The organism is Mesorhizobium cantuariense, from assembly GCF_042647205.1.
GTDB lineage: Bacteria > Pseudomonadota > Alphaproteobacteria > Rhizobiales > Rhizobiaceae > Mesorhizobium > Mesorhizobium cantuariense.
In genome coordinates this window covers 1,993,575-2,018,666 of record NZ_JBHRVD010000001.1, presented here as the reverse complement: position 1 = coordinate 2,018,666, position 25,092 = coordinate 1,993,575, and the positions used below count along the sequence as shown (strand labels likewise).

Annotated in this window: 29 protein-coding genes and 1 pseudogene; 13 read left to right on the top strand and 17 right to left on the bottom strand. The window is 63.7% G+C overall.

Annotated features, from left to right (window positions below; genetic code table 11):
• Positions 1–123 precede the first annotated feature (123 nt).
• From ACFOJ9_RS09290 to ACFOJ9_RS09275, 4 genes are all read right to left on the bottom strand, one after another.
• Positions 124–567: a DUF1284 domain-containing protein gene (locus tag ACFOJ9_RS09290; protein WP_378978601.1), complete on the bottom strand. Its 444-nt coding sequence runs from the start codon at positions 565–567 to the stop codon at positions 124–126.
• A 10-nt stretch (positions 568–577) separates the two neighbouring features.
• On the bottom strand, positions 578–1,171 hold the full coding sequence (locus ACFOJ9_RS09285; RefSeq protein ID WP_378978600.1) for a biotin transporter BioY: 594 nt from the start codon (positions 1,169–1,171) through the stop codon (positions 578–580).
• A gap of 107 nt (positions 1,172–1,278) precedes the next feature.
• Positions 1,279–1,947 carry a GntR family transcriptional regulator gene (locus tag ACFOJ9_RS09280; protein WP_378978599.1) on the bottom strand — a complete coding sequence of 223 codons (669 nt, stop codon included), beginning with the start codon at positions 1,945–1,947 and terminating at the stop codon, positions 1,279–1,281.
• Positions 1,948–2,040: 93 nt separating this feature from the next.
• Positions 2,041–2,643, bottom strand: coding sequence for a TetR/AcrR family transcriptional regulator (locus tag ACFOJ9_RS09275; RefSeq protein WP_378978598.1), 603 nt, complete (start codon positions 2,641–2,643; stop codon positions 2,041–2,043).
• A gap of 100 nt (positions 2,644–2,743) precedes the next feature.
• Here ACFOJ9_RS09275 and ACFOJ9_RS09270 point away from each other — a divergent pair, with 100 nt between their 5' ends.
• Positions 2,744–4,180, top strand: a complete 1,437-nt coding sequence (locus ACFOJ9_RS09270; RefSeq protein WP_378978597.1) for an MFS transporter — start codon at positions 2,744–2,746, stop codon at positions 4,178–4,180.
• 24 nt (positions 4,181–4,204) lie between these two features.
• Here ACFOJ9_RS09270 and ACFOJ9_RS09265 read toward each other — a convergent pair whose 3' ends face one another.
• On the bottom strand, positions 4,205–5,221 hold the full coding sequence (locus tag ACFOJ9_RS09265; RefSeq protein ID WP_378978596.1) for a polyprenyl synthetase family protein: 1,017 nt from the start codon (positions 5,219–5,221) through the stop codon (positions 4,205–4,207).
• Between the two features lie 199 nt (positions 5,222–5,420).
• Here ACFOJ9_RS09265 and ACFOJ9_RS09260 point away from each other — a divergent pair, with 199 nt between their 5' ends.
• The 7 genes from ACFOJ9_RS09260 (at position 5,421) to ACFOJ9_RS09230 (ending at position 9,731) form a co-directional block, all read left to right on the top strand.
• Positions 5,421–5,645: a putative signal transducing protein gene (locus ACFOJ9_RS09260; protein ID WP_378978595.1), complete on the top strand. Its 225-nt coding sequence runs from the start codon at positions 5,421–5,423 to the stop codon at positions 5,643–5,645.
• Positions 5,645–6,445, top strand: coding sequence for a tRNA1(Val) (adenine(37)-N6)-methyltransferase (locus ACFOJ9_RS09255; protein WP_378978594.1), 801 nt, complete (start codon positions 5,645–5,647; stop codon positions 6,443–6,445). The genes ACFOJ9_RS09260 and ACFOJ9_RS09255 overlap by 1 nt, the downstream gene beginning before the upstream one ends.
• Before the next feature lie 79 nt (positions 6,446–6,524).
• Complete coding sequence (locus tag ACFOJ9_RS09250) at positions 6,525–7,382, top strand: S49 family peptidase (RefSeq protein WP_378978593.1); 858 nt, start codon at positions 6,525–6,527, stop codon at positions 7,380–7,382.
• A gap of 140 nt (positions 7,383–7,522) precedes the next feature.
• Positions 7,523–7,708: an NfeD family protein gene (locus ACFOJ9_RS09245; protein WP_027035992.1), complete on the top strand. Its 186-nt coding sequence runs from the start codon at positions 7,523–7,525 to the stop codon at positions 7,706–7,708.
• A 20-nt stretch (positions 7,709–7,728) separates the two neighbouring features.
• Complete coding sequence (locus tag ACFOJ9_RS09240) at positions 7,729–8,622, top strand: 4-(cytidine 5'-diphospho)-2-C-methyl-D-erythritol kinase (RefSeq protein ID WP_378978592.1); 894 nt, start codon at positions 7,729–7,731, stop codon at positions 8,620–8,622.
• The gene (moaB, locus tag ACFOJ9_RS09235; protein WP_378978591.1) at positions 8,609–9,163 is read left to right on the top strand and encodes a molybdenum cofactor biosynthesis protein B; all 555 of its coding nucleotides are present in this window, start codon (positions 8,609–8,611) and stop codon (positions 9,161–9,163) included. Before ACFOJ9_RS09240 ends, moaB begins: the two co-directional genes overlap by 14 nt.
• A 145-nt stretch (positions 9,164–9,308) precedes the next feature.
• Positions 9,309–9,731, top strand: coding sequence for a GFA family protein (locus tag ACFOJ9_RS09230; protein WP_378978590.1), 423 nt, complete (start codon positions 9,309–9,311; stop codon positions 9,729–9,731).
• Between the two features lie 7 nt (positions 9,732–9,738).
• On the opposite strand, the gene ACFOJ9_RS09225 is transcribed toward ACFOJ9_RS09230, so the two are convergent.
• Complete coding sequence (locus tag ACFOJ9_RS09225; RefSeq protein WP_378978589.1) at positions 9,739–10,713, bottom strand: hypothetical protein; 975 nt, start codon at positions 10,711–10,713, stop codon at positions 9,739–9,741.
• Between the two features lie 145 nt (positions 10,714–10,858).
• Positions 10,859–11,383: a glycosyltransferase gene (locus ACFOJ9_RS09220; RefSeq protein ID WP_378987673.1), complete on the bottom strand. Its 525-nt coding sequence runs from the start codon at positions 11,381–11,383 to the stop codon at positions 10,859–10,861.
• 150 nt (positions 11,384–11,533) lie between these two features.
• On the opposite strand from ACFOJ9_RS09220, the gene ACFOJ9_RS09215 reads away from it, so the two are divergent.
• The 3 genes from ACFOJ9_RS09215 (at position 11,534) to ACFOJ9_RS09205 (ending at position 14,831) form a co-directional block, all read left to right on the top strand.
• Positions 11,534–12,697, top strand: coding sequence for a PA0069 family radical SAM protein (locus tag ACFOJ9_RS09215; RefSeq protein WP_378987670.1), 1,164 nt, complete (start codon positions 11,534–11,536; stop codon positions 12,695–12,697).
• A 152-nt stretch (positions 12,698–12,849) separates the two neighbouring features.
• Positions 12,850–13,548: a ribonuclease HII gene (locus ACFOJ9_RS09210; protein ID WP_378978588.1), complete on the top strand. Its 699-nt coding sequence runs from the start codon at positions 12,850–12,852 to the stop codon at positions 13,546–13,548.
• A gap of 200 nt (positions 13,549–13,748) precedes the next feature.
• Entirely contained in the window at positions 13,749–14,831 is a 1,083-nt protein-coding gene (locus tag ACFOJ9_RS09205) for a transposase (RefSeq protein ID WP_056580349.1), read from the top strand.
• A 272-nt stretch (positions 14,832–15,103) separates the two neighbouring features.
• On the opposite strand, the gene ACFOJ9_RS09200 is transcribed toward ACFOJ9_RS09205, so the two are convergent.
• The 7 genes from ACFOJ9_RS09200 to ACFOJ9_RS09170 all read right to left on the bottom strand — a co-directional run bounded on the left by ACFOJ9_RS09200 (position 15,104) and on the right by ACFOJ9_RS09170 (position 20,690).
• Entirely contained in the window at positions 15,104–15,595 is a 492-nt protein-coding gene (locus tag ACFOJ9_RS09200) for a F0F1 ATP synthase subunit B (RefSeq protein WP_378978587.1), read from the bottom strand.
• Between the two features lie 10 nt (positions 15,596–15,605).
• On the bottom strand, positions 15,606–16,205 hold the full coding sequence (locus ACFOJ9_RS09195; protein WP_378978586.1) for a F0F1 ATP synthase subunit B: 600 nt from the start codon (positions 16,203–16,205) through the stop codon (positions 15,606–15,608).
• A gap of 78 nt (positions 16,206–16,283) precedes the next feature.
• Positions 16,284–16,508 (bottom strand): F0F1 ATP synthase subunit C, encoded by a 225-nt coding sequence (locus ACFOJ9_RS09190; RefSeq protein ID WP_006206606.1) that lies wholly within the window; start codon positions 16,506–16,508, stop codon positions 16,284–16,286.
• A gap of 85 nt (positions 16,509–16,593) precedes the next feature.
• Positions 16,594–17,352, bottom strand: coding sequence for a F0F1 ATP synthase subunit A (locus ACFOJ9_RS09185; protein WP_378978585.1), 759 nt, complete (start codon positions 17,350–17,352; stop codon positions 16,594–16,596).
• A gap of 59 nt (positions 17,353–17,411) precedes the next feature.
• Positions 17,412–17,819 carry an AtpZ/AtpI family protein gene (locus tag ACFOJ9_RS09180; protein WP_378978584.1) on the bottom strand — a complete coding sequence of 136 codons (408 nt, stop codon included), beginning with the start codon at positions 17,817–17,819 and terminating at the stop codon, positions 17,412–17,414.
• Positions 17,820–18,074: 255 nt separating this feature from the next.
• Positions 18,075–19,259, bottom strand: coding sequence for a cell wall hydrolase (locus tag ACFOJ9_RS09175; protein ID WP_378978583.1), 1,185 nt, complete (start codon positions 19,257–19,259; stop codon positions 18,075–18,077).
• A 144-nt stretch (positions 19,260–19,403) separates the two neighbouring features.
• A complete protein-coding gene (locus tag ACFOJ9_RS09170; RefSeq protein ID WP_378978582.1) occupies positions 19,404–20,690 on the bottom strand; it encodes an MFS transporter in 1,287 nt (428 codons plus the stop codon).
• A 120-nt stretch (positions 20,691–20,810) separates the two neighbouring features.
• Between ACFOJ9_RS09170 and ACFOJ9_RS09165 the strand changes: the two genes are divergently transcribed.
• Complete coding sequence (locus ACFOJ9_RS09165) at positions 20,811–21,728, top strand: LysR substrate-binding domain-containing protein (RefSeq protein ID WP_378978581.1); 918 nt, start codon at positions 20,811–20,813, stop codon at positions 21,726–21,728.
• A gap of 29 nt (positions 21,729–21,757) precedes the next feature.
• On the opposite strand, the gene ACFOJ9_RS09160 is transcribed toward ACFOJ9_RS09165, so the two are convergent.
• The 3 genes and pseudogenes from ACFOJ9_RS09160 to ACFOJ9_RS09150 all read right to left on the bottom strand — a co-directional run bounded on the left by ACFOJ9_RS09160 (position 21,758) and on the right by ACFOJ9_RS09150 (position 23,852).
• Positions 21,758–22,054, bottom strand: a complete 297-nt coding sequence (locus tag ACFOJ9_RS09160; RefSeq protein ID WP_378987667.1) for a hypothetical protein — start codon at positions 22,052–22,054, stop codon at positions 21,758–21,760.
• A pseudogene (der, locus tag ACFOJ9_RS09155) lies at positions 22,024–23,127 on the bottom strand (ribosome biogenesis GTPase Der); the annotation flags it as partial. The gene ACFOJ9_RS09160 and the pseudogene der, both read right to left, overlap by 31 nt.
• A gap of 59 nt (positions 23,128–23,186) precedes the next feature.
• On the bottom strand, positions 23,187–23,852 hold the full coding sequence (locus ACFOJ9_RS09150; RefSeq protein ID WP_378978580.1) for a tetratricopeptide repeat protein: 666 nt from the start codon (positions 23,850–23,852) through the stop codon (positions 23,187–23,189).
• A 224-nt stretch (positions 23,853–24,076) separates the two neighbouring features.
• On the opposite strand from ACFOJ9_RS09150, the gene ACFOJ9_RS09145 reads away from it, so the two are divergent.
• A complete protein-coding gene (locus ACFOJ9_RS09145; RefSeq protein WP_378987665.1) occupies positions 24,077–25,084 on the top strand; it encodes a polysaccharide deacetylase family protein in 1,008 nt (335 codons plus the stop codon).
• Positions 25,085–25,092 lie beyond the last annotated feature (8 nt).

Sequence of the window (25,092 nt, the reverse complement as noted above, 5' to 3'; positions counted from 1 at the left end):
ATCCGGGCACCCGATTAACAAACCATGGCGACAGGCACCAGTTTCCCGATCTTGAATTTCGGCCATGGCCCTGTGCGGGGCCGAATATATCACAGATTAGACCGCTGAGGCTCGGCGCCAATATCAGCGCTCACCTGGAGCAGCAGACCGCTGCACCAGCGTGTCGCTATATCCGCCGGCTGCGATCGTGCTGCACAGCCCGTTCCACTCACAGCCGCCGCAACCCTTGCGCACGCGGTCGGTCGAAAACGCCTGCCGCATCCGGGCCAGCATCGCCGCATCGAGATCGAGGCGGGCGCCGACGCGGATCGGCCGCGCCAGCAATTCCTCCAAATCCTGCGCCGCGAGCCGGTCCCGCTCGACGACGCTCTCGTTGAGACAATGCGGTTCCGGCTCGTCGAGCAAGGGAGCGCAGACATCGTCGGGGCCGGAAACGAGGAGGACGTCCTCGCCCCGGCTCAGCCGCTCCGCGATCCCGTCATAATTGGCGGTGAAGGCGGGACTGTATCCCTTGCCCACATAGGTGAGCAGGCAAAGGAGGTGATGGGCGCGCAGCCTGATCGTCACGGCCTGATCGTCACGGATTGGCCGGCTTCGCCTTGCCGCCGGGAAGGGCCATGAGGGTCGCGGCACCGAGTGCCGATTTGAGCAGTCCGCCGAGGAGAAAAGGAAGGAACCCAAAGGTAACGGCCTGTTCGGCGCCGATCATGGCGGCCAGCCACATGGTGCCGAGAACCAGGCAGGCCAGGTTGCCGAGCAGCATGGCGACAAAGGCCAGCACCACTCTGTTGCCGTTCCAGCCGCGTTCGGCCAGCCAGCCGACCAGGGCGCCGACAAGCGGGAAGGCAAAGAGATAGCCACCCGTCGGCCCGACGAAATGCGACGCACCCGCCGCCCCTCCGGACAGAACCGGAAAGCCTACAGCGCCCTCGACCAGCCAGGCGGCAATGGTGATGGCGCCAAGCCGCCAACCATAGAGCGCGCCGATCAATGTCACGGCGAAGGTCTGCATGGTCACCGGAACCGGCACCATCGGCACTTCGATGTAGGACGACAGCGCCAGGAACAGCGTGCCAAGCACGACGGCTCCAACCTGCCAGGCGAGAGAGCGATCCTGAAGCCGAAGCGGGCTGAACGACGGCTTGCTGGATGAGAATGCGACGTCTGTCATCGGGATTCCTTCGATCGATTGCGAATTATAGATAATTTCTGTTTTCGATCTATTATCGAATCCACAATTCCTGCGGGATAGCAAGCCTTGGCTTTTGCAGAAGTCGTTTAACCCACGATGGCAAAGGCTTCGCGCGTCGTCCCGGAGGCCGTCCTGACCGGCTTGCGGCCAATCCACTGGACATGCCGCCCCAGTGTCACGGCCGCCGATTCGGTGTTCCCCTGCCGCAAGGCGGTGAGTATCGCGCGGTGATCCTGATCGGTGCGGATCTCCCACTCCGAGCGCCATGCCGCGAATAGGAAACGAGCACTTGCCGCATGCAGATCATCGATGGTGGCGAGCAGGCGCGGCATGCCGCATGGCGCCAGGATCAAGCGGTGAAAGGCGCGATTGGCTTCCTCCCAAGACCTGACATCGCGGGACTTGTCGCCGGCCTTGGTCGCCTCCTCTGCGAGATCGAGAATGGCTGATGTCAGGTGTGGCGCGGCGTGGCGCAGCGCCAGCACTTCGAGTGCTGCCCGCATTTCGGCGACTTCCTTGACCTCGCCCAGATCAAAAGACGCCACACGCACGCCACGGCGCGGCTCGCCGATAGCCAGCCCTTGCGCCTCGAGACGGCGGAAGGCCTCGCGCACGGGAACATGGCTGGTGTGGAATTCCTCGGCGATATGATCCTGCCGAAGCCTGGCCCCCGGCTCGATCGCGCCGGAGATGATGCGATCCGCCAGCACCTTGCTGATGCGCACCGCGATGGTGTCGTCTGTGCCCTTTGCCATGTTTTATAGATAATTTGCGGCGGGGCGGCTTGTCGAGCCAATCGCACCCGAAATCGCGCGTACTCGAAATCGCGAAGGCGCCAGCCGCAAGACTCAAGGTTGCAAGACGAAACCGTCGAGCGCAGGCATCGCCACGGTGATCAGATCATGCAGCCGCTTCTTCGGCACCCCGTCGCGCGCCTGCACGGAGAGGCCAAACAACAGCGTGGTGTAGTAGTCGCCAAGCGCTTCCGGATCAGTATCCGGCTTGAGGTCGCCGTCGCGAACACCCTTTTTCAAGCGCTCCACAATCAAAACATTGCGCGCCAGTCGGCGCTCGGCCAGCCAGTGCAGCACGCCGTCATTTTCGGTGGCGCAGTTGGTGGCGGCCGAGACAACCATGCAGCCCTTTGGCAGATCCGGCCTTGTGTAGATTTCGATCGCATCGCGCAGCAGCCGCTCGACAAACCGCTTTGCGGTCGGCTCCTCGGCAAGCGCACTGGTGGCGAAGCTTCCTTCGCTGGTTTCGTAGAGAACAACGGCCTCGCGAAACAGATCCTCCTTCGAGCCAAAGGCGGCATAGATGCGCGCCGAGGCCAGGCCAAGCATGGACACGAGGTCGGCCATCGAGGTGCCCTCGTAGCCGCGCGTCCAGAAGGCATCGCGCGCTTTCTGCAGAGCCTGGGCTCTGTCGAACTCCCTTGGCCGTCCCGCCATCGCAGCCTCCATTTCTTTATCGATCAACAAATAATCCGCTTGACTCAAGATTGCAAATTCAATTCTTTGTCGATCGATAAAGAATCAAAAGGAGACTGGCATGAGTTCACTCGATCAAGGGCTGCCGTTCGGCGCCACGGCGACACAGGGAGGGGTTGGCGCGAAGCGCGGCGCCATGTTGGCATTGCTCGCCTTCGCCCAGCTTATCATCGCTCTCGACATCAACATCGTCTTCGTGGCGCTGCCCGAAATCGGGGCTGGGCTCGGCTTTTCCGGCCAGACCTTGCAATGGGTGGTGAGCGCCTACACCGTATTTACCGGCGGTTTTCTGCTGTTCGGCGGCCGCGCCGCCGACCTTATCGGTCAGCGCCGCATTTTCATCTTCGCGCTCTGGCTCTATGCGCTTTCGTCGCTGGTCGGCGGCCTCGCCTGGTCGCCGGAAATCATCATCGCCGCCCGCGCTGTGCAAGGCATCGGCGGCGCTTTCCTGTTCCCGGCGACGCTCTCGCTGATCAACCGCCTGTTTGCCGAAGGACCGGAACGCAACCGGGCGCTGGCGGTGTGGGGCGGTGCCGGCGCTAGCGGCCTCACCCTTGGCTCGTTGGCCGGCGGATTCCTGACAGGCGCCTTCGGCTGGTCGTCGGTCTTCTACGTCAATGTGCTGCTGGCTGGCATCGCCATCATCGCCGCCTTTGCCATCATTCCGCGCGATCCCAAGCGGCACGAGCGCCGCAACTTCGATCTGCCGGGCGCGCTGACCGTCACCGCAGGCGCCACGTTGCTGGTCTTCACGCTGGTCCAGGGACCTGAATATGGCTGGGGTTCGCCAGCGATCATTGCCAGCGCCGCGCTGGCAGCGATCTTCATCATCGCCTTCGCGCTGATTGAGGCAAAGAGCGCCGACCCGCTGATGCCGCTGCGGCTGTTCCGCAATCGCAGCCTCGTCGCCGGCATGACGATCACCTTTCTGTTCATGGGAACGTTCGGGGCCCTGCCCTATTTCCTCACCGTCCTGTTGCAGACCGTGCATGGCTTTACCGCGCTGGAAACCGGCCTTGCGTTCCTGGTGCCGTCGATCGCCATCGCCGCCGGCACGCAGTTCGGTGAACGCCTGGCGACGCGCTTTTCGACCCGCTCGACCCTGGTCGGCGGCATGGTCATAGGGGCGGCCGGCACAGCACTGATGGTCCTTGGAGCATCAGCCGACAGCAGCTATCTGGCTCTCGTTCCAGGGCTGATCATCTCCGGTGTCGGACAGGGCATCGTCTGGACCGCCATGTGGATCGCGGCCGCGTCGGGCGTGGCTCACGACGAACAGGGCGTTGCCTCGGGGATGGCCTGCACGACGCTCAATATCGGAAACGCGATCGGCATGGCGGCGTTGATCGCGATCGCCAACAGCCATGTGGGCGGATTGGCAGGCAATGCACTGAAGGCCGCGATCGCCGACGGCATACAGATCGCCTTCTGGCTGGCGGCGGCGGGCATCGTCGTCAGCCTGCTTGCCGCAATCGCTTTGCCGGGAAAGGGGAAGTAGCGGGCAGCAACCGGGTGACGCCGCTCAGTTCACCCGGCTGATGCAGAAATCGATGACGTCGATCAGCGCCGATTTCTGCGGCGTCGCTTCCAGCGGTGCCAGCGCGTCACGGGCGATCTCGCCGAAATGGCGGGCGCGCCCGATCGTGTCGGCAATGGCGCCGTGGCGGGTCATCAGCCCGGTCGCCTTTTCCAGGCCGGCGTCATCGGTGACATTGTCCTCGATGGCACGCTTCCAGAAGGTGCGCTCGGCCTTGGTGCCGCGCCGATAGGCGAGGATGACCGGCAAGGTCACCTTGCCCTCGCGGAAATCGTCGCCGACATTCTTGCCCAGATCCTTGCTGGTGCCGCCATAGTCCAGCGCGTCATCGATCAGCTGGAAGGCAAGGCCGAGGTTCATGCCATAGGAGCGCAGTGCGGCACGGTCGTTGCGGGTCGCCTGGGCAATGACGGGGCCGACTTCGGCGGCGGCCGAAAACAGCGCCGCGGTCTTGGCCTTGATGACGGCGAAGTGCTCGTCCTCGGTGGTTTCGAGATTCTTGGCGGCGGCAAGCTGCATCACCTCGCCCTCGGCGATGATCGAGGCAGCACTCGACAGAATGTCGAGCGCCTCCAGCGAGCCGACATCGACCATCATGCGGAAGGCCTGGCCGAGCAGGAAGTCGCCGACCAGAACGCTCGCCTGGTTGCCCCAGATCATGCGGGCGGTCTTCTTGCCGCGGCGCATGCCGCTTTCATCGACGACGTCGTCGTGCAAAAGTGTCGCCGTATGCATGAATTCGACTGCTGTTGCGAGCTTGACGTGGCCCTCGCCGGCATAGCCGAACATCTGCGCGGCAGCGAGCGTCAGCATTGGCCGCAGCCGTTTGCCGCCGGACGAGATCAGATGGTTGGCAATTTCGGGGATCATCTCGACGTCGGAGCCGGCCTTGGACAGGATCAATTCATTGACGCGCCCCATATCGGCCGCCGTCAGATCGATCAGATCCTTGATGGAGGCGGGCTCCCGCTTCCCGTTTTCGATGTTGAGAACGACACCCACGACAATCACTCCCGTCTTGGTATAACGCGTGCGACGGCACCCTTAGTCCCTGCATGGGACTCTAGGGCGGCAGACACGGCCACGGCAAGTGGCGAATTGGCGCGGCGGCGATGACAGAATGTCAACCGACGCCGAAACGGAATTCTGCTTTGCCCGCCTGCCCGTTTACATATGCACTGCAAACTGAGAGTTTCGCCCGATGATAGAGCTCATTCGCACCAACGACGCCGTCATCATCTCCTTTGTCGAATCGCTGATGCGCGATGCCGGCATCGGCTGCTTCGTCGCCGATCAGAACATGAGCGTGCTCGACGGCTCGCTCGGTATCCTGCCGCGGCGTGTCATGGTCGACGCCGCTAAGGCCGACGCGGCGCGGCGCATCCTGACGGATGCCGGTATCGCCAACGAGATTCGCGGAAAATAATGTCCGCCGCGCCAGCCGCCCTTGTCCCGGACACGCCGGCCCATACGGTCGATGCTTTCCATCGCGGCCGGTTCTGGCTCGTGCAGCCCAAGCAAGGCGGCCATCGCGCCGGCATGGATGCGATGATGCTGGCGGCGTCCGTGCCGTCCTCCTTCGGCGGGCGTCTGGCCGATTTCGGCGCCGGAGCCGGGGCTGCCGGCCTGGCTGTGCTGTCGCGCTGCCCGGCTGCCCAGGCAGTGCTTGTCGAACGCGCGCCGGAAATGGCGGCTTTCGCGGCGGCCACCCTTGCCCACCCCGGCAATGCCCATCTCAGCGATCGCGCCTCCGTGCTCGTCGCTGATGTCACCGTATCGGGTCTGGCGCGGGCAGCCGCCGGCCTCGCCGACAACAACTTCGACTTCGTCATCATGAACCCGCCTTTCAACGCCGCACGGGACCGCGCCACACCCGATCGCCTGAGAAAGGAAGCCCATGTCATGGAGGACGGGCTGTTCGAGAACTGGATCCGAAGTGCTGCCGCGGTGGTCAGGCCGCGCGGCGGGCTTGCCGTGATCGCGCGACCCGAACAGCTCAGCGCCATTCTCGATGCGATCACCGGCCGCTTCGGCGATGCCGAGATGCTTGCCGTTCACCCTCGCCCCGACGCGGCGGCGATCCGCATCGTCGTCAGGGCGGCGCTCGGCGCACGGGGGAAGCTTGCCATCCGCCCGCCCCTGATGCTGCACGCGCAATCAGGCCACGACCCCGATGAGCGCAGTGAAATGATCACCAACGGCCTCGCCTCGCTGTTCGGAGATTGAGCTATTCTTGGCCTCCACATTGCCGTTGGCCGGGGAATCCCTACATGCCTGCAACCCATCGACCGGAGACCGCGCCCTCGTGAAACGACTTATCAACCGCCTGCTGCCGAAATCCTGGCGCTCCACCGTCGTCACCATTCCGGTCATCCGGCTGCATGGCACCATCATGGCCGGCGGCGGCCCGTTCCGCCCGAGCCTGTCGCTGGCCTCCACCGCCGGCCTCATCGAGAAGGCGTTTTCCTACGACGCGCCGGCGGTCGCCATCTCGATCAATTCGCCCGGCGGCTCGCCGGTGCAGTCGCGGCTGATCTTCAAGCGTATCCGCGACCTGGCAACGGAAAAGAATAAAAAGGTGCTGGTCTTCGTCGAAGACGTCGCGGCATCGGGCGGCTACATGATCGCGGTCGCCGGTGACGAGATCTTCGCCGACCCCTCCTCCATCGTCGGTTCGATCGGCGTGGTGTCGGCCTCGTTCGGCTTCCCGGAACTGATGAAGAAGATCGGTGTCGAGCGCCGTGTCCACACCGCCGGCCAGAACAAGGCGGTGCTCGACCCGTTCAAGCCCGAGAAGAAGGAAGACGTCGAGCGCCTGAAGGCGCTGCAGCTCGAGGTGCACGGCACGTTCATCGACCTCGTCAAGGAGCGGCGCGGCACCAAGCTGAAAGACGATCCGGAGCTGTTCACCGGCCTGTTCTGGACCGGCATCAAGGGCCTCGAACTCGGCCTGGTCGATGCGCTCGGCGATATGCGCACGGTGCTCAAGACCCGTTTCGGGGCAAAAACCCAGCTCAGGCTGGTCACGGCGCCGCGCGGTTTCCTCAGCCGCTTCGGCCTGTTCGGTTCGAGTTTTTCGGTGCCCGATATCGCAGCCGCGGCTGCCAGCGGCGTGATCGATGCGGCGGAAGAGCGCGCGTTGTGGTCTCGGTTCGGGCTTTGAAAACCCGGCGAAACCGTCTAGCATGAGAGTTAGAAGTCTCATGCATGTCGTTTTCCCAAATCCGGATCCATTTTTGGGCGACATGCATCAACCGACCCGACCGGCCGCCTTCGCCGGCCCAGCGTGGGAGGAGTTTTGGCATGCCGCAGATCATTTTCTTCGCCGTCGTTGGCGTCGCCGCCTATTTCGGCTACCGCACCTTCATTAGGGAAGCCGAGCGCGTGACCGCCAAGGTGCGGCGCACCGAAAAGCAGGCGGCCAACGGCGCGATCGGAACGCTGGTCAAGGATCCGAAGACCGGCGAATACCGGCTGGCCAAGGACTGAGCATCATTTCGCAGACCATTGTGAACATCGGGTCGCGTAGCTGGCACGCGCACGCCAAGATCAATCTGGCGCTGCATGTCACCGGCAGGCGCCCTGACGGCTATCATCTGATCGAAAGCCTGGCGGTGTTCACGCGGTTTGGCGACAGGGTCGAGATCGCCCTCGCCGACAATGACGATTTTGTTGTGTCCGGCCGCTACGCGCCGGAAGTTCCTCTCGGCGCCAGCAATCTGGTGCTTAGGGCGCGCGACGCCCTGCGACAGGCGGTCGGGCAAGAGCGCACACCGCCGGTCGCCATCCGGCTCGAAAAGAATCTGCCGGTCGCCTCCGGCGTCGGCGGCGGTTCGAGCGACGCGGCAGCCGTGCTGCGCGGGCTGGCGGAGATATGGACCTTGGACATCGATGGCACCGCGCTGGCGCGGATCGGCCTCTCGCTTGGCGCCGATGTGCCGATGTGCCTGGCGGCAAAGCCGCTGGTCGCGCGCGGCATCGGTGACGAGCTGTCGATGGTGCCGGATTTTTCGGCGCTTGGGCTGGTGCTGGTCAATCCGGGCACGCCGGTCTCGACGGCCGAGGTGTTCGCAGCGCTTTCGCGTCGTGACAACGAAGCCTTGCCGCCGCTGCCACGCAGCATCGATTTCCACAGCCTGCGCAACTGGCTGGAGATTACTCGCAACGATCTTGAGCCGGCAGCGCTGGCGATGCAGCCCGCCATCGGCAGGGCGCTGTCCTGGCTTAACAAGGCTGGATCGGGTTTTTCACGAATGTCCGGGTCCGGCGCCACCTGCTTCGGCCTGTTCGAGACCGGCAATGTCGCCAAGCGCGCGGCCGCCGAGATCCGCGGCCGCCAGCCCGACTGGTTCGTCGCCGCGACGCGCAGCATCGCATCGGAGGGCGCTGATGGCCAGAGCTGACGAGAGCCGTTCCTTCATTCCCGTACGCATTGCGGTGCTGACCGTTTCCGACACGCGCAGCCTCGCCGACGACAAATCCGGCCAGACGCTGGCCGACCGCATTACCGAGGCCGGCCACATCCTGGCCGCCCGCGATATCGTCACCGATGACCGCGAGAAAATCCGCGACAAGGTGCTCGGCTGGTCGCGGGACAAAGATATCGATGTCGTCATCACCACCGGCGGCACCGGCTTCACCGGCCGCGACGTGACGCCGGAAGCGCTGGAGCCGATCTTTGAAAAGCGCATGGACGGCTTTTCGGAAGTGTTCCACCGCATCTCCTACGACAAGATCGGCACCTCGACGATCCAGAGCCGGGCGACCGGCGGCGTCGTCAACGCCACCTTCGTCTTCGTGCTGCCGGGTTCGCCAGGCGCCTGCAAGGACGCGTGGGACGGCATCCTGAAGGCGCAGCTCGACTACCGGCACATGCCGTGCAACTTCGTCGAGATCATGCCGCGCCTGGACGAGCATTTGCGGCGCGGCAAATCGGCTCCGTAAAAGCCGAGGCAAAGCGCCCGTTCCACGCCGCGTTTGCCAGGCAAAACAGCACCGGCGCCTTCGAAACCCCATTCCAAACCGGACCTCGGAAAAGTACCTTGCCTGCCTGAAGGCGATCATAGCCGTTCACGACAAGGCAGCTACGATGACCGTGCATACCGGTGGATGCCATTGCGGCAACATACGCCTTGGATTTTCAACCGAGCTCGACCCGCCGCAAATCGAAGTTCGCGCATGCCAATGCTCGTTCTGTGTCAGACATGGTTCGCGCGCCGTTGCCGATCCGAATGGCAGACTGATCATCTCGGTCAAGGACGAGACGCAATTGCGGAGATATCAATTCGGGCTGAGGACGGCCGACTATTTGATCTGCCGGGAGTGCGGTGTCTACGCCGCCGCAATCGCCAGAGATGACGATGCAAGGGCGATCGTCATCATCAACGCCCTGGACGACCGGGAGCGGTTCAGTCAGGAGCCGGTCCGTGTCGACTTCGATACGGAAAATAGGGCGCAGCGCCAAGCCAGACGCCGCACACACTGGACGCCTGTCGAGATAAGCTTCGGATAGTTTCCTCTCAGCGGATGACCGGCTCGCCATGAAACCGCCGGCGCGACGGCGGCGATACGCCGAAGCCGACTTCCATCATCAGCCGCGGCGTGCGCGCCGGCACAGTGCCCATGTGGAAGCCAAAGGGGTCCTCGACGAAGCCCATGCCTGCTTCTCCAGTCAGCGTCACCGGGCTCTGTTGGCCATAGACATCCAGAACCTGTTGCGCGGGGTGGCCGACCAGCAAGGTGAGCTGATGCTTGAGGCTGCGGCGCTTGTGGCTGCCCCTGACATAGACATGTGGGCCGGTGTCGGCATCGACAGGCCTGAGATAGAAGAAGAATTTCAGCATGCGCCAGTCGTCGAGGTCGAAATGATATTTGCCGAGCGAGGCGAGGTTCTTGTCGGCGTCCGAAGCCGCACCTGTAGGAAAGCTCCACCAGACCCGCGTCGTGATCAGTTTGGCCTGGCCGCCGAGATAATGCTTGGCAACATCCAGAAGCAGCGGATCGCGCTGGATGGCGAGCGCCGCCTGGCAGTCTAGGGTGCGCTCGAAAAAATGCCCGCTGAGCAGCGAGCGGCCGAAGTGCTTCTCAGCCTCGGCATGTTCACCCGGCATGAATTCGAGGCGGCGGTCGAAATTGCCGAAGCAAGGCGTGCGCTGGGCGAAGTCAGCGATCTCTTCATGGATCGCCGGCGGCAGGACCAGGCCCGAAAACAGCCCGTCGGAGCGCAAAGCTTCGACCACCGCTTCACGCTCGACGCCGGCAAACATCGTATCCCCCGCATTGGCGGCTGGGCGGGCGCGTTTTGCGCCCAGCCAATGCATGCGGCGCCCAGGCATGGTGCGCGCCAGCACGAACATCGGCAGCCAGGCAGGGTTTTCGCGAAGATCCTTGAGATAGGTCGGAATGCGCACGGCGATGCGCCGCAGCAGACTGCCGTTGCGCGCAATGGCCTCGAGACTGGCCGTACCGGGATTGTCGGGGGGTGAAAGGTGCATTGGATCCTCGGCTATGAGAGGGCCACCGATGCCGTATCGGTGCTCACACTCTGCATGACCCAAACCCAAATCACCCACTTGGACGGAAGCTAATCTCACGTCAGGTTTTGTGCAATGCACAATGGAGTGAGCATCTGCAAAAAGATCACGTCGGGGGGCGGTGCTTCTGCTTTGCCGACGCCACCCAAATTTCGGCGTCGAGCCGCTTCGTCGCGAGGCCCCGCGCGATGGCCTCGGCGCTGCCGGCACTCTTCGCCGAGGCCGCGGCCTGACGCTTGCTGATCAGCAATCCGTCGGCCAAGGCGCGGTTTCCGGAAAAGACCCGGGCCAGGAATGGCGTGCGGCTGCCACGCGCCCGCGAAAACCGTGCCGCCATGGTTTGCCTGGCCGTATGGGCAACAACCTCATCGATCCAGCCCTCCATCAGCCGCGCGCCGGGCTCCACCAACAGTAGCCAGTCTCCTTTTGCCTGCCGGATACCGGCAGCGACACCGCCCGTCACATACTGACAGCCGGCGTGCTCGGCCACACGATGCGTCTGGTCGGTGGAGCCCGTGTCGCAGACGATGACTTCGCGCACCACCCCCTCGACCGCGCCGCCAATCAGCGAGGCGAGCGTGCGGGCAAGGCCCTCCTCGTCATTGCGGGTTTCGATGAGAACACTGAGCATCCTTAGCCGAATAGCGGAAAGCGCGGCACAGCGCCAGTTATTGCGGCGCACCATAAAAAGTTCTTGCTTTGTTCTCATCGACAAAATAGGAATAATTTCATGAACAGAGCGATTCGACACAACATGGACAGTCCCTGGGAGCGGGCCAAGATGGAACAGATCGTGCGCGCCGACATTGCAGCTTTCGGAGCAGGAAGGGCCGAGATGGCCAATGCGATGATCGAGCAGAGCGGTGTGCGTGTCCGTCCGGACCGCAACCGCGGCAGGTCGGCGGGCATCAATCCGTCCGGCCGGTTCGAGCCGGTCAGCCGGCATGTGTTCGACGATGGCTGGAATTCGCTGGAGGAACTGCCGCCCTTCAAGACCGAAGTGCAGGTCGAGAAGCCGCGCACCATCATCACCCGCAACGAATCGCCCGACATTTCCTTCGACCGTTCGATCAATCCCTATCGCGGCTGCGAGCACGGCTGCGTCTATTGCTTTGCCCGGCCAACGCACTCGTTCATGGGCCTGTCGCCGGGTCTGGATTTCGAATCGAAGCTGTTCGCCAAGCCGGATGCGGCGCGCTTGCTCGACAAGGAGCTTTCGAAGGACGGCTACCAGCCGCGCACCATCGCCATAGGCACCAACACGGACCCCTACCAGCCGATCGAGAAGCAATACCGGATCATGCGCGAGATCCTCGAAGTGCTGGAGGCGCGCGGCCACCCGGTCGGCATCGTGACAAAATCCGCTTTGGTGACGCGCGACATCGATATCCTGTCGCGCATGGCCGAACGGGGGCTCGCCAAGGTGGCGCTGTCGGTGACGACATTGGACCGGATGCTGGCCAGAACGATGGAGCCGCGCGCGTCGACGCCGACCAAGCGGCTGGAGGCGATCCGGCAGCTTTCGGATGCCGGCATCCCGGCTTCGGTCATGGTCGCGCCGATCATCCCGGGCCTGACCGACCAGGAGATGGAACGTATCCTCGATTCGGCACGCGCGGCTGGTGCCCGCGAGGCGGGTTATGTCGTGCTGCGCCTGCCGCTGGAGGTCAGCCCGATCTTCAAGGACTGGCTGCTGCGCCATTATCCCGACCGCTACCGCCATGTGATGTCGCTGATCCGGTCGATGCGCGACGGCAAGGATTACGATTCGGAGTGGGGCAAGCGCATGAAGGGTGCGGGTCCCTACGCCTGGCAGATCGGCCGGCGATTCGAGATCACCGCCAAGCGGCTCGGCCTCAATGCCGAGCGGCGGACGCTGCGGACGCTGCGGACCGACCAGTTCGTTGCCGCCGGAAAAGACCAGGTGCAGTTGACGCTGCTTTGAAAAGACAATTCGTCGCGGTGGTTTGATCCGTCGCAGTACCAAGAATCCCGTCCGGCCTGCCCCGGCCTGCAGACGGTGCCCTCCCGGTCCGGCGCCCCACCCGACCGGAGGGACTTGCGGAGAATCGGAACCGATGCGAACCTCGCCGCAACATGGCTCGCGCGCGTTCTGATTCTCCGCCTCTCTTTGAAATCATCGAGAAGCCCGACTTCTCCTTCGAGACGAAGGCAATGGCCGAAGGTCTGTGGCCCGTCGCCGGAATGGACGAGGCAGGCCGCGGTCCCTTGGCCGGGCCGGTGATCGCTGCTGCGGTGGTGCTCGATCCCGCCAACATTCCGGACGGGCTCGACGATTCCAAACGTCTCAGCCATTTGCAGCGTGAAGCCCTGTTCCTGCGAATTCTCGGCTCTGCGCAGGCGGTTTCAATGGCCTCCATCAGTGCCGAGGGCATCGACGGCAGTAACATCCTCAAGGCAAGCCTCGAAGCCATGCGCCGCGCGCTGGTCGGCCTGTCGGTTCAACCGAAGCTTGCCCTTGCCGACGGACGCGACGTGCCGCCGGGCCTGCCTTGTGCCGGGCGGGCGCTGATCAAGGGCGACCAGCGTTCGCAATCGATCGCCGCCGCCTCGATCATCGCCAAGGTTATGCGTGACCGCATGATGTGCGGCTGCGGCAACCATCACGACCGCTACGGGTTCGAAGTCCATATGGGCTACGCCACGGTCCGCCATCGCACGGCGATCGAGGCGCACGGCCCGGTCGCGCGGCTGCATCGCGTGTCGTTTGCGCCGTTCAGGTTGGGTGGGGTGGAAGTGGTTGAGGAAGAGAGCTTCGGCGGATTGGATAGCTGATCTCCCCCCTCGAGGGGGAGATGGCCGGCAGGCCAGAGGGGGTCGCCGCGCGTGAAGCGCCGACCTTTTCTTCGCTGCAAAATGACGTCGCGCCCGGTCAAGCCGACCCCCTCTGTCGCCTTCGGCGACATCTCCCCCTCGAGGGCATATGCGCTAAGATAGGTGTTGCAGTGGGGAATCGGTTGTGATTCTACGCTGCGATGACTCACGAATCGCTTGTAGATGACGGCTGGGCCGAGACGATTGAGCTCCTCGGCGGTGAAGAGTTGATTGCAGGGAGTGCCCGCGAGACGAAGGCGTTTCTGCGGCCGCGGGGCGTCAGGTCGGCTACTGATCTGTTGCGCCTGACACTGGCTTACTGCCTTGGCAAGGTGGGCATGCGGGGCGTCGTGGCCTGGGCGGCGGCAAGCGGGATCGCCGACATCTCGGACGTGGCGTTGCTCGGCCGGCTGCGCAATGCAGGGCCGTGGCTGCAGCAGTTGATCGGGCACCTTTTGAAGCGCGAGGAGGAAGGCTTGCCTAAGGGCCGGCTGATCCGCATCCTCGATGCGACATCGGTTGCCAAGGCGGGTGTGCATGAGAAGAAGAACAATGGCCTTTGGCGTATGCACTGCGCCTTCGATCTTGAGCGCGAGCAGTTCGATTTCCTCGAGATCACCGACCAGAGCGAGGCCGAGCTGATCGACCGCGTGCCGGTGGTGCCGGGCGAGATCCGCATCGGCGACCGCGCCTATCTGCAGGCCGAGCGGATCGCAAAGGTCATGGCGCAAGACGGCGACGTTGTCGTGCGCGCGCCGTGGAAGAATGTGCGATGGCTCGACGCCAACGGCAAGGCGTTCGATCTCATCGGCCACCTGAAGAGCTGCCGGGAGGAGGTCATCGAAACGCCTGTCTGGCTGGGCCTCAAGAAGGGCGAGCCCCTGAAGATGCGCCTGATCGCCTTGCGCAAATCCGAGGCTGCGACACAAGAAGCGCGGCGCAAAATCAACAAGGAAGCCAAGGCCAAGGGCAAGCAGGTTCAACCGGAGACGCTGATTGCCGCCGGCTTTGTCATCCTTGTGACCTCGCTTGACCAGGAGGAGTTTCCCTCCGGCACAGTTCTCAAGCTCTATCGCATGCGCTGGCGCATCGAGCTCGCCTTCAAGCGTCTGAAGAGCCTGATCGGACTGCGCGCGCCTCCAGCCAAAGACCCAAGGATCGCAAAGCCTTGGATTCTTGCCCACTTCCTCATCGCGCTTGTGACCGAACCCCTTTCGCAGGAGTTGGGTGTCTCTCCCCCTTGAGCGACGGGCGCCCGCTGCTGTGGCGCGCCACCCGCCAGATCGTCGCCTCTCTGATCGCAGCGATCTTTGCTCAACCTCCCTTGGCAGCCCTGCGCCAAAATCTCCATGCCTTGCGACATCGATGGCGTGAGCCACCACGAAAGCGCAAATTTCAGTCCATGCCGAAGCTATCTTAGCGCATATGCCCTCGAGGGGGGAGATTATCCCCGCCCACAACAAAAAAGCCGCCAGGTTGCCCAGGCGGCTTTCGATCATCAGGTCGGTTGAACCGCCTAGTTCAGCTTCGACTTCACGTCCGCAAGCGAAGCCTTGAACAGATCGGCACCTGCCTTGGCGTCGATCTTGCCAGCGAGCAGCGCGCGCGCTGCTTCGACGGCGATATCGACGGCGCTGGCGCGGACTTCGCTGATGGCGTCACGCTCGGCCTGGCCGATCTTCTGCTCGGCAAGCGCGGTGCGCCTGACAACATAGTCCTCGGTCTTCTTGTGCGCTTCGGCTGCAAGCAAGTCGGCTTCGCGCTTGGCGGCGGCGACGATATCGGCGGCCTCCTGCTCGGCTTCCTTGCGTTTGCGCTGATACTGGCCAAGCAGCTGCTGGGCCTCTTCGCGCAGCCGGCGCGCTTCGTCGAGCTCGTTGCTGATCCTGGCGGCGCGGGCGTCGAGCGCCTTGGCGATCAGGCGAGGCACCTTGATGTAGACGGCAATGCCCAGGAAGATGACCAGGGCAACCGTGGCCCAGAGCGTTGCGAGAGATGTGGCGTCCATGATGCGCTCCTCACCGGGCCACGGATTTGACCGCGGCCGCGATCTCGGCCTTGCTGGCCTTGCCGCCGACCAGGGCTTCGACGATCGCCGAAGCGGTGTCCTCGGCGATGCTGCCGACTTCCTTCATGGCATTGGCCTTGATGGAAGAAATGCGGGCTTCGGCCTCGCCAAGCTTCGCGTCGAGCGCGGCCTCGACCTTCTTGCGTGCGGTCTCGGCCTCGGCCTTGGCCGCATCGTTGGCCTGCTGGCCGATCGCGTTGGCCTTGGTCTTGGCTTCCGCCAGTTCCTGCTCGTAGGCAGCAACGGCGGCGTCGGCCTCGCCCTTCAACTTGGCTGCCTGATCGAGATCCTGCGTGATGCGATCGTTGCGGACATCGATGATGCCCCCGACGCGCGGCATCACGACCCGCTTCAGGAAGAGATAGAACAGCCCGAAGGTGATCGCCAGCCAAAGAAGCTGCGACGGGAACGTCGCCGGATCGAATGGCGGAAACGTGCCATGCGCTTCGGCAGGCACGCCGGTGCCGGAATGCGTGTCGCCTTCCGTCGCAGCGTGGCTGGTATCGGCTGATGGCGCGGACTCTTGCGCGAAGGCAGATGTCACGAACATGGACTATCCCCGAAATTCAGGCCCGCCGCTTGCGCGGCCGGCCTGTCCAATCCTCTCATGGCTTAGCCAAAGAGGGGCTCAGCCGAACAGGGCCAGAAGCGCGATGAGAAGCGAGAAGATGCCCAGAGCTTCGGTCACGGCGAAGCCGAAGATCAGACGGCCGAACTGGCCATCAGCAGCCGACGGGTTGCGCAGCGCGCCCGCCAGGTAGCTGCCGAAGATGTTGCCGAGGCCAATGCCCGCGCCACCCATGCCCAGGCAAGCGATGCCGGCGCCGATGTACTTTGCTGCTTCTGCGTCCATTTGTTCAACTCCTTTGGATCTAAAATTCCGTTGCGATTCCATCCGGCGCCAATGTTGGAAAACTCTTGGGCCGGAAACTCTTTGATCAGTGCCCGGGGTGCAGGGCGTCGTTGAGGTACATGCAGGTCAACACGGCAAAGACGTAGGCCTGCAGGAAGGCGACCAGCAGTTCCAGTGCCGTCAGCGCCACCGCCATTGCCAGCGGCAGGATCGAGCCGGCGACGCCGACGGCGCCGAGTGCGCTCAGGCTGACGACGAAGCCGGAGAACACCTTCAGCGTGATATGGCCGGCGAGCATGTTGGCGAACAGACGAACCGAGAGGCTGACCGGGCGCGACACGAAGGAGATCACCTCGATCAGCACCACCAGCGGCAGCAGGAAGACCGGCACGCCATGCGGTACGAACAGCTTCAGGAAACCGAAACCATGCTTCATGAAGCCGTAGACGACCACGGTTGCGATCACCAGCACGGCAAGGCCGAAGGTGACGATGATGTGGCTCGTGATGGTGAAGAAATAGGGGAAGAGGCCGAGCAGGTTGGCGACCAGCACGAACATGAACAGCGAGAACACAAGAGGGAAGAACTTCATGCCTTGCGTGCCGGCGGCGTCGCGCAACATGTTGCCGACAAACTCATAGGCCATCTCGGAGACCGACTGAAGCCGGCCGGGAACGAGGCTGCGGCTCGAAGTCGTCAGAAACAGAAAGGCAGCCGCGACGACCACGGTTGTGACCATGAACAGCGCCGAATTGGTGAAAGACAGGTCGTAGCCGCCGATGTCGATCGGAATCAGCTTGTTGATATGGAACTGGTGGATCGGATCGACCTTGTCAGCTGCCACGTTCAAACCCCGTCAATGCCGCGTACGGCCTCGTTAGCATTACCGCACATGAAGCGCGGTCATTTCTTGTCGTCTTGGTCACGGCGCGATTTATCGCCCTGTCCGAATTCTGCCACAACGCCTGCGGAACGCATCACATTGAGCACTCCGGCGCCAAAACCAAGCAGCAAAAACACGATCAGACCCCATGGCGATGTCCCCGCCAGACGGTCGATGATCCAGCCGATGCCGGCACCCACCACGACCCCGGCGATAAACTCGCTGGAGAGTTTGAGCGCCTGGCCATAACCGGCCACACTGCCCGCTTTCGCGTCGTCTTTCCCCTCGAGCCGGTCCGGCCGCCTTGTCGCAAGCGATGCTTCAAGATCACGCCGGCGGCGCTCAAGATCGTCGTCGCGGATGTCGGGCTCATGCTGCTTGCCGCGGCCGGTTTCTCCGGTTCCGTGTGGCCCATTCTTGTCGGCCATCGCAACCCCCCTTGCCCGGTCAGACCGTCACCGTCCGTCCGCTTCTAAAGTCGCCGGCAACATAGTTAGAGGGTTTGCGCCCGTCAAGCCACGGGCGGAAGTTCATTGCCATGTATTTTAGGCAACAAAATCAATGGATTAGAAAGGTGCGACATCGTGCCCGCCGCGATGACGGGGATGCATGGCGCGAATCCCCCGAGCAATGGCTGTTTGATCGACTGCGCGCCGCGCCGGAGATCAGCGGCTGTTGCGCGCTCAGCTCCAGCCGCCGCCATAGGTACGATAGAAGATATGCAGGCCGATCTTGGTCATCTTCTGCATCGTGCGCGCCCAGCCGGGATGGACATATTGGGCGTAGTAGTGGGTCGACGATCCGACCTCCGGGATGAAGATCTTGCCGGCGGTGACGGCCATGGCGATATCCTGGGCGGTCTTGTAGGCGACAGGGCTGTCAATGCGCTTCTTCCTGCCGTCGCAGGCGAAGGAGAACTGGCAACGGTTGAACCAGCTGTCATTCTGGTAGACGACCCCGCAGATCGAATTCGGATAGGTCGGGTTGCGGACGCGATTGAGGATGACCTGGGCGACTGCGGCCTGACCGCGCACGGATTCGCTCCTCGCCTCGAAATAGATGCCGTTGGCAAGGCAGGCCTGCTCCTTCTTGGAGAAGACACTCGCGGGCAGCGGGTTCTGGATCCACGAATGATCGCCCTTGGTCATCGGCGGAATGAAGCGACCGTCGTTGGGCTGCTCGTCCTGAAGCAGGGCTTCGAAGGGCGATGCCTTGGCATAGTCGGGCTCGGACTGAGCATAGGCGGTCGCCAGCACATCCGGATGGTCATTGTTGACCAGCGAAGCGAGCATGGCCGGCACGCCGGGATCCGGCTTCTTGTCCTCGCGCGCATGGAATGCCGCGGCGATCTGGATTTCCTTGCCTTTGATCTGCGGCTTGGCGAAAGCCATCTTCAGGTCGCTGTCCATGCTGGGCCGCAGCAAGGAGGAAGTACGCTCGAAGATCGAGCCGGCATTGAAGTTCTTCGGCGGCGCCACGGGCGACATCTGGACGATGCGGCCTTTCTTCTCCGCGCGCACGACGCGATCCTCATCGGGCGTGCCGCTGACCTTGCCGCCCTTGCCGCGAAACGACACGTTGCCGACACCGGCCAGGTGGACACCCGATCCGGAAATAGAGCCGGTCACATCGGAATCGACAAAGGGCATCTCGGCCGCATGGGTCGAGCCGGCGATGGATTTCTCGACATAGGAATTCCAGCGCGTGCTCGATGCTTCGAGGCCGGAAACGAGGCTCGTCATGTCCTGGTAGGCGGCGACGGTCGGAAAGCCGATCCAGATGCCAAGACCGATGACGAACGGAGCCAGAAAGCCACGTTTTCTCCCACCGGCGGCGGCAGCCAGCCGCTTCAACACGCGTCGATGCACGGAACTCTCTCCAGGAACGCTACAGACCCCACTGGAGAGCAAAATGATGCATTAACCTTGATGGGACGTTAACAGGTTCGATCGGGTTTTCCCGGTCGGCCCGAGGTCGTGGTTCCGAAGTCGGGCGATTTTGCGGCCGACCACTCAGGCCGGACGCAGGAAGATCGGCCAGGCGATCTGCGCGCAGATGGCGGCCGCCAGCCAGACGCCGGACCATGACCAGAGGTGCAAGAGCCCCGGAATGGCCACCGGCACCAGGAAGAAGCCGACGAAAACGAAGCTGTTGGCAAGGCTTAGCGCGGTTCCGACGTGTCCCGTACCGGCAAGCGTGGCAAGCTCGGTATAGGCGACGCCATGCCAGGCGGAGACCGAGATGCCTGCGACAATCAGCACCACGGGAAGGACAGCGATCAGGAAAAGCTGCCCGCCTGCGGGATTGATCAGGACCAGCAACCAAAGCACGGCGAAGGCAAGCGCGCTGAGCGCACTGCACAAGCGAAGGAACTGGCGGCGGTTACTGTGGCGGTCGGTGAAGCGACCGCTCCAGACGCGCATGACCATGGCGCCGATCTGGACGGCGGCGAGGCTGGCGCTGATCGCTGCCGTTCCCAGCCCAACAAAATCATGCAGGAACACCGAGGCGAAGGTGAGCACCGCCACCTGTGGAAAGCAGAGCAGGCCGATGGCGGTCGCGATGCGCCAGACGTCCGGATTGCGCAGCGGCGCCGGTCCAGCCACCGCCGCTGCAGCGAGATGGCCCTCGCCCGCCGTCGGCGGCTCGTGCAGCCAGCGCCAGGCGAACAGGGCAGAGAGCGCGGATGCACCCGCCAGAACCCCGAACACCGCGCCAAAGCCGAAAGTCAGGGCAAGCGAGGGCAGGACGAGCGCGCCAAGGCCGCCGCCGAGCGGTACCGCCGTCTGCCTGATGCTCATGGCAAAGCCGCGCTCGTTTTCCCGGAACCAGCCCATGATGGCGCGGCCGCTCGAACCGTTGACGCTGCCGCCGAGCAGTCCGGTGACGAGCAGGCTCGCGGAGAGCAGCGTGACGCCGGGAATACCGCTCCTTGTCGGCACAACCAGCATCGCCATGACCAGGAGCCACGCCGCCGTCGCCCCGAGCCCGATCAAAAGCACGCGGCGATCACCCCAACGATCGGTGAGCAAGCCCCAGGGCAGTTCGCTGAGCGCGACCCCCAGCCCGAGAAGACCGAGTGCCAGGCCGAGCTCGGCGTTGCCCAAATGATAGCCCTGACGAAGCACGACTGCCGTTGCCGGTATGCCGGCGAAAGTGGCTGAGAAGCTGGCATTGGCGGCGACGCCGATGCCCAGGACCTTCCAGCGATGGCCAGGCTTGAATGCCTTCCCGGCGGAACCGGTATCTTCCAGGAGTTCCGGCGATTGTCGGTCGGTGCAATTGACGATGGCGGACATGATTTCATTCCCGTGCTTGGCCAGCGGTCTGGGCCTTGACGGTCTGTCTCTAGCGCCATAGCTTCATCCTTAAAATCAGGAAGTTATTAACTTACAATCCTGAAAAACAGGACTAACAATATGCGACGCGTGACATTCGACCTCGACGTCCTCCGCAGTTTCGTCACCGGCATGGAGTTGGGCAGCTTTGCCAAGGCGGCCGACCGGCTTGGCCGGTCGACGTCGGCGGTCAGCGCACAATTGAAGAAACTGGAGGAACAGGCAGCGACGCCGATCTTCCGCAAATCGGGGCGCGGCCTCGCCTTGACCGAGGCCGGCGAGACCATGCTCGGCTATGCGCGCCGGCTGATCGAATTGAATGACGAAGCGGCATCCGCCGTCCACGATGTCGAGCTTGAGGGCTGGGTAAGGCTCGGCCTGCAGGAGGATTTTGGCGAGGCGGTGTTGCCGGATGTGCTCGGCCGCTTCGCCCGCGCCCACCCCAAGGTCAAGATCGAAGCCAGGATCGCGCGCAGCCACGACCTTGCCGAACGGATCATGTCAGGCAGTCTCGACATCGCGCTCTCCTGGCACAGTAGCGAGACGCTGCCCTACAGCCAGCATGTCGCCGATGTGCAGATGCGCTGGATCGGACCGGCAAAGCGCATCGAGACCAGCCTGCGCCACGGTGAGCCGCTGCCGCTGGTGGCGCTCGAAGCACCATGTCTTTTGCGCACGGTGGCAACCGAGACGCTCGACCGCGCCGGCCTGTCGTGGCGGATGGCCTTTTCCAGCCCGAGTCTTGGCGGCATCTGGGCAGCCGTTGCGGCGGGGCTGGGGCTGACGATCCGCACCGACATCGGCCTGCCGGCCAGCGTCAGCGCGATGACGCCAGAGATCGCCGGATTGCCCGCGCTGCCCAAGATGGCGCTGTTCCTGCACCGCAAGGACGCCGAAGCCGAGCCGGTGGCCGCCCGCCTCGCCGACATCCTGCTGGACGCCGCGCGGCAAGCACTGCCTGAAAATGCGCGAGCCAGCGGCCTGCGCAACGTGGCGTGATCATGGTGCGCCAGGTGGGGCGCCGATAATCAGCTGCGTTTCTTGGCCCTGCCGGCGAACGGATTGTCCGACGTGCGCAGCGCAATGCGGATCGGCACGCCAGGCATGTCGAAGGCTTCACGCAGGCTGTTGGAGAGATAGCGGACGTAGGATTGCGGCATCGCATCGGGCCGCGAGCACTGGACGACGAAACCCGGCGGCCGGGTCTTGGCCTGGGTGACGTATTTGACCTTGAGCCGCGCCCGGCCACGGCGGGCGGCGGATGGTGGGCGAGGATGCTTTCCAGCCAGCGGTTGAGCTTGCCGGTCGAGACGCGGCTGTTCCACACCTTGTGGGTCTTCAGCACCGCATCCATCAGCTTGTCGAGGCCGCGCCCGGTCTCGGCCGAAACCGGTACGGCCTGCATGCCGCGCGCCTGGGGCAGAAGCCGCTCCGTCTTCTCGCGCAATTCGGCCAGAAGCTCCTGGGGATGATCGATCAGGTCCCATTTGTTGAAAGCGATCACCGGCGCCCGGCCCTCGCGGATAATCAGGTCGGCGATCTGCAGGTCCTGCTTCTCGAAAGGAATGGTGGCGTCGAGCACGATGATGACGATCTCGGCAAAGCGGATGGCGCGCAAGCCATCCTGCACCGACATCACTTCCAGCTTTTCGTGGATCCTGGCCTTGCGGCGCATGCCGGCCGTGTCGAAGAGTTTCAGGCGACGGCCATGCCAATCCCAGTCGACGGAGATGGAATCGCGGGTGATGCCGGCTTCCGGCCCGGTGAGCAGGCGTTCCTCACCGATCAATGCGTTGATCAGCGTCGACTTGCCGGCGTTCGGGCGGCCGACGACGGCGATGCGCATCGGCTTGGTGTCGTCATAGCTCGGCTCGGCGTCGGGATCGGTGATGTCCTCGCCGATCAGCACCTCGCCGGCGGCGGCTTCTTCGTCTTCGCCGTCTTCCTCTTCACCGAAGGCGCGCGCCTGGCCAAGCGCTTCGATCACGGCGTCGCGCAGGTCCGGCATGCCTTGGCCGTGCTCGGCCGAAACCGGGATCGGCTCGCCCAGGCCAAGTTCCCAGGCCTCCAGCATGCCACCCTGGGCGCCCTTGGCCTCGGCCTTGTTGGCGACCAGCACGACCGGCTTGCCGGACTTGCGCACGATCTCGGCGAAGGTCCTGTCGTCAGGCAACAGGCCGGACTTGGCGTCGATGGTGAAGAAGATCAGATCGGCCTCGCGGATGGCGATCTCGGTCTGCGCGCGCATGCGGCCGGGCAAGGTCGAGGCGGCGGCATCCTCGAAACCGGCGGTGTCGATGACATCGAAATGCAGGTCGTAAAGCTTGGCGGCATGGACGCGACGGTCGCGGGTGACGCCCGGCGTGTCGTCGACAAGCGCCAGCTTCCTTCCCACCAGCCGATTGAAAAGAGTCGATTTGCCGACGTTAGGTCTGCCGATGATGGCGACTTTAAAGGTCACGACGCACTGCCCGACCCGCGGATCAGCTCGGACATCAACGTTGCGCGCTCGCGAGTGTTGCGCGGGGCGCCGTCATCGGCGGCGATCTGGTCGAACAGCTTCAGTGCGTCCTGGGTCTTGCCTTCCTTCCAGGCGGAAAGGCCGAGCGCCTCGCGCGCCGTATGGCGCAGCGTGTTGGTGTCGGAGGTGAGTGCCTCGACACGGCTGGAGACGTCGGCGAAGGAGCCATGGTCGACAAGCAGGAGCGCTGCCCGCAGGCGCGCCATGTCGCGAATGCCTTGGGGAATGGCGGTGTCGGCGGCGACATCGTCGAAATCCTTGACGGCGGCGGCAACGTCGCCCTTGTCGGCCTTGACGGTCGCGCCGCGCATGCGGGCGAGCAGCGGATAGGCGCCGTAGCCATTCTTCTCCAGCTGATTGAGGGCGGCCAGCGCTTCGTCGCTCTTGCCGTCATTGGCCAGCTTCAGCGCCTGCGAGAACGCATCGCCCGAGCGGTTGGCGCGCGTCTCGTCCCAATAGCGATAGCCGACGAAGGCGGCGGTGCCGAGCACCACGAGGATCGCAATGACAATCAGGGCCGGACCAAAACGGTCCCACAGCGCGTGCGCCTGTTCGCGACGCATCTCTTCGTTGACTTCGCGGATAAAACTGTCGTCGGACATCGATCAAAACCATTCCTGCCCTCTCGGGCCTTTGTCAGCCCGCGTTTTAGCGAAATTTTGTCGGCATGGAAGGGGCTCAGCCGGAAAATCGCCCTTTCCCACGGCAAGCAGCCGAAAAGGCCAATCGCACCCACGCCACATTTAAGCGATAGCCGGCTTCCAGACGTCCCCCCAGAGCGCCGCTCAGAAGAGTGCAGCTCAGAAGAGTGCAGATCAGATTGCCGATGCTTCGTCCGTTCCGCGTTGTTGCGTTTTCCCTCGCCTCGCTCGCTACCGCCGGCGTGGCCTTGGCCGATCCGCCCGCACCACCCGCGCCGGCAAAGCCCAAGCAGGTCGTCATCATCTCATTCGACAGCGCGCGCGACATTTCGCAATGGAAGCGCAGCCGGGCACTGGCGCAGCGCACCGGCGCGCATTTCACCTATTTTCTCTCGTGCGTCTTCCTGCTGTCGCCGGAAACACGCAAGGAATACACGGCGCCCGGCAAGACATCAGGCAAATCCAACATCGGCTTTGCCGCCTCGAAGCAGGAGGTGAGCGAGCGGCTCGAGCAGATTGGCCTTGCCGCCCATGAAGGCCACGACATTGCCAGCCACGGCTGTGGCCATTTTGACGGCAAGGACTGGAGCAAGGTGGACTGGCTGAAGGAATTCGCCTCGTTCGAGCACATCCTCGAGAACGCCTATGCGATCAACGGCATCGAGCCTGAACCGAAGGGCTGGCGCGATTTCGCGCGGCATGGGGTCGTTGGCTTCCGCGCGCCATACCTGTCGACCGGCAAGGCGCTTTACGAGGCGTTGCCCGCGGCCGGCTATCAGTTCGACGCCAGCGGCGTCTCGCAGGGCCCTGTCCGGCCGACGGCCAGCAACGGCCTCATGCACTTTTCACTGCCGCAGATCCCGGAGGGACCGAAATCGAGGCCGGTGATCGCCATGGACTACAATCTCTATGTCAGGCATTCCGGCGGCTTCGAGCGGCCGAGCCAGGCGGACGCGTTCGCCAACCGGACCTATGACGCCTTCCGCGCCGCCTTCGACAAGCAGTACGCCGGCAAGCGCATTCCGCTGGAACTCGGCTTCCACTTCGCGCTGATGAATGACGGCGCTTACTGGAACGCGCTGGAGCGCTTTGCGGGCGACGTCTGCGTCAAGGCCGATGTCGAATGCATCAGTTTTCGCGACTATGTCTCGCGCCAGGATGCTGCCCAGAAGCAGGCTTCGGTCGGCGGCTGAGCCGCCAA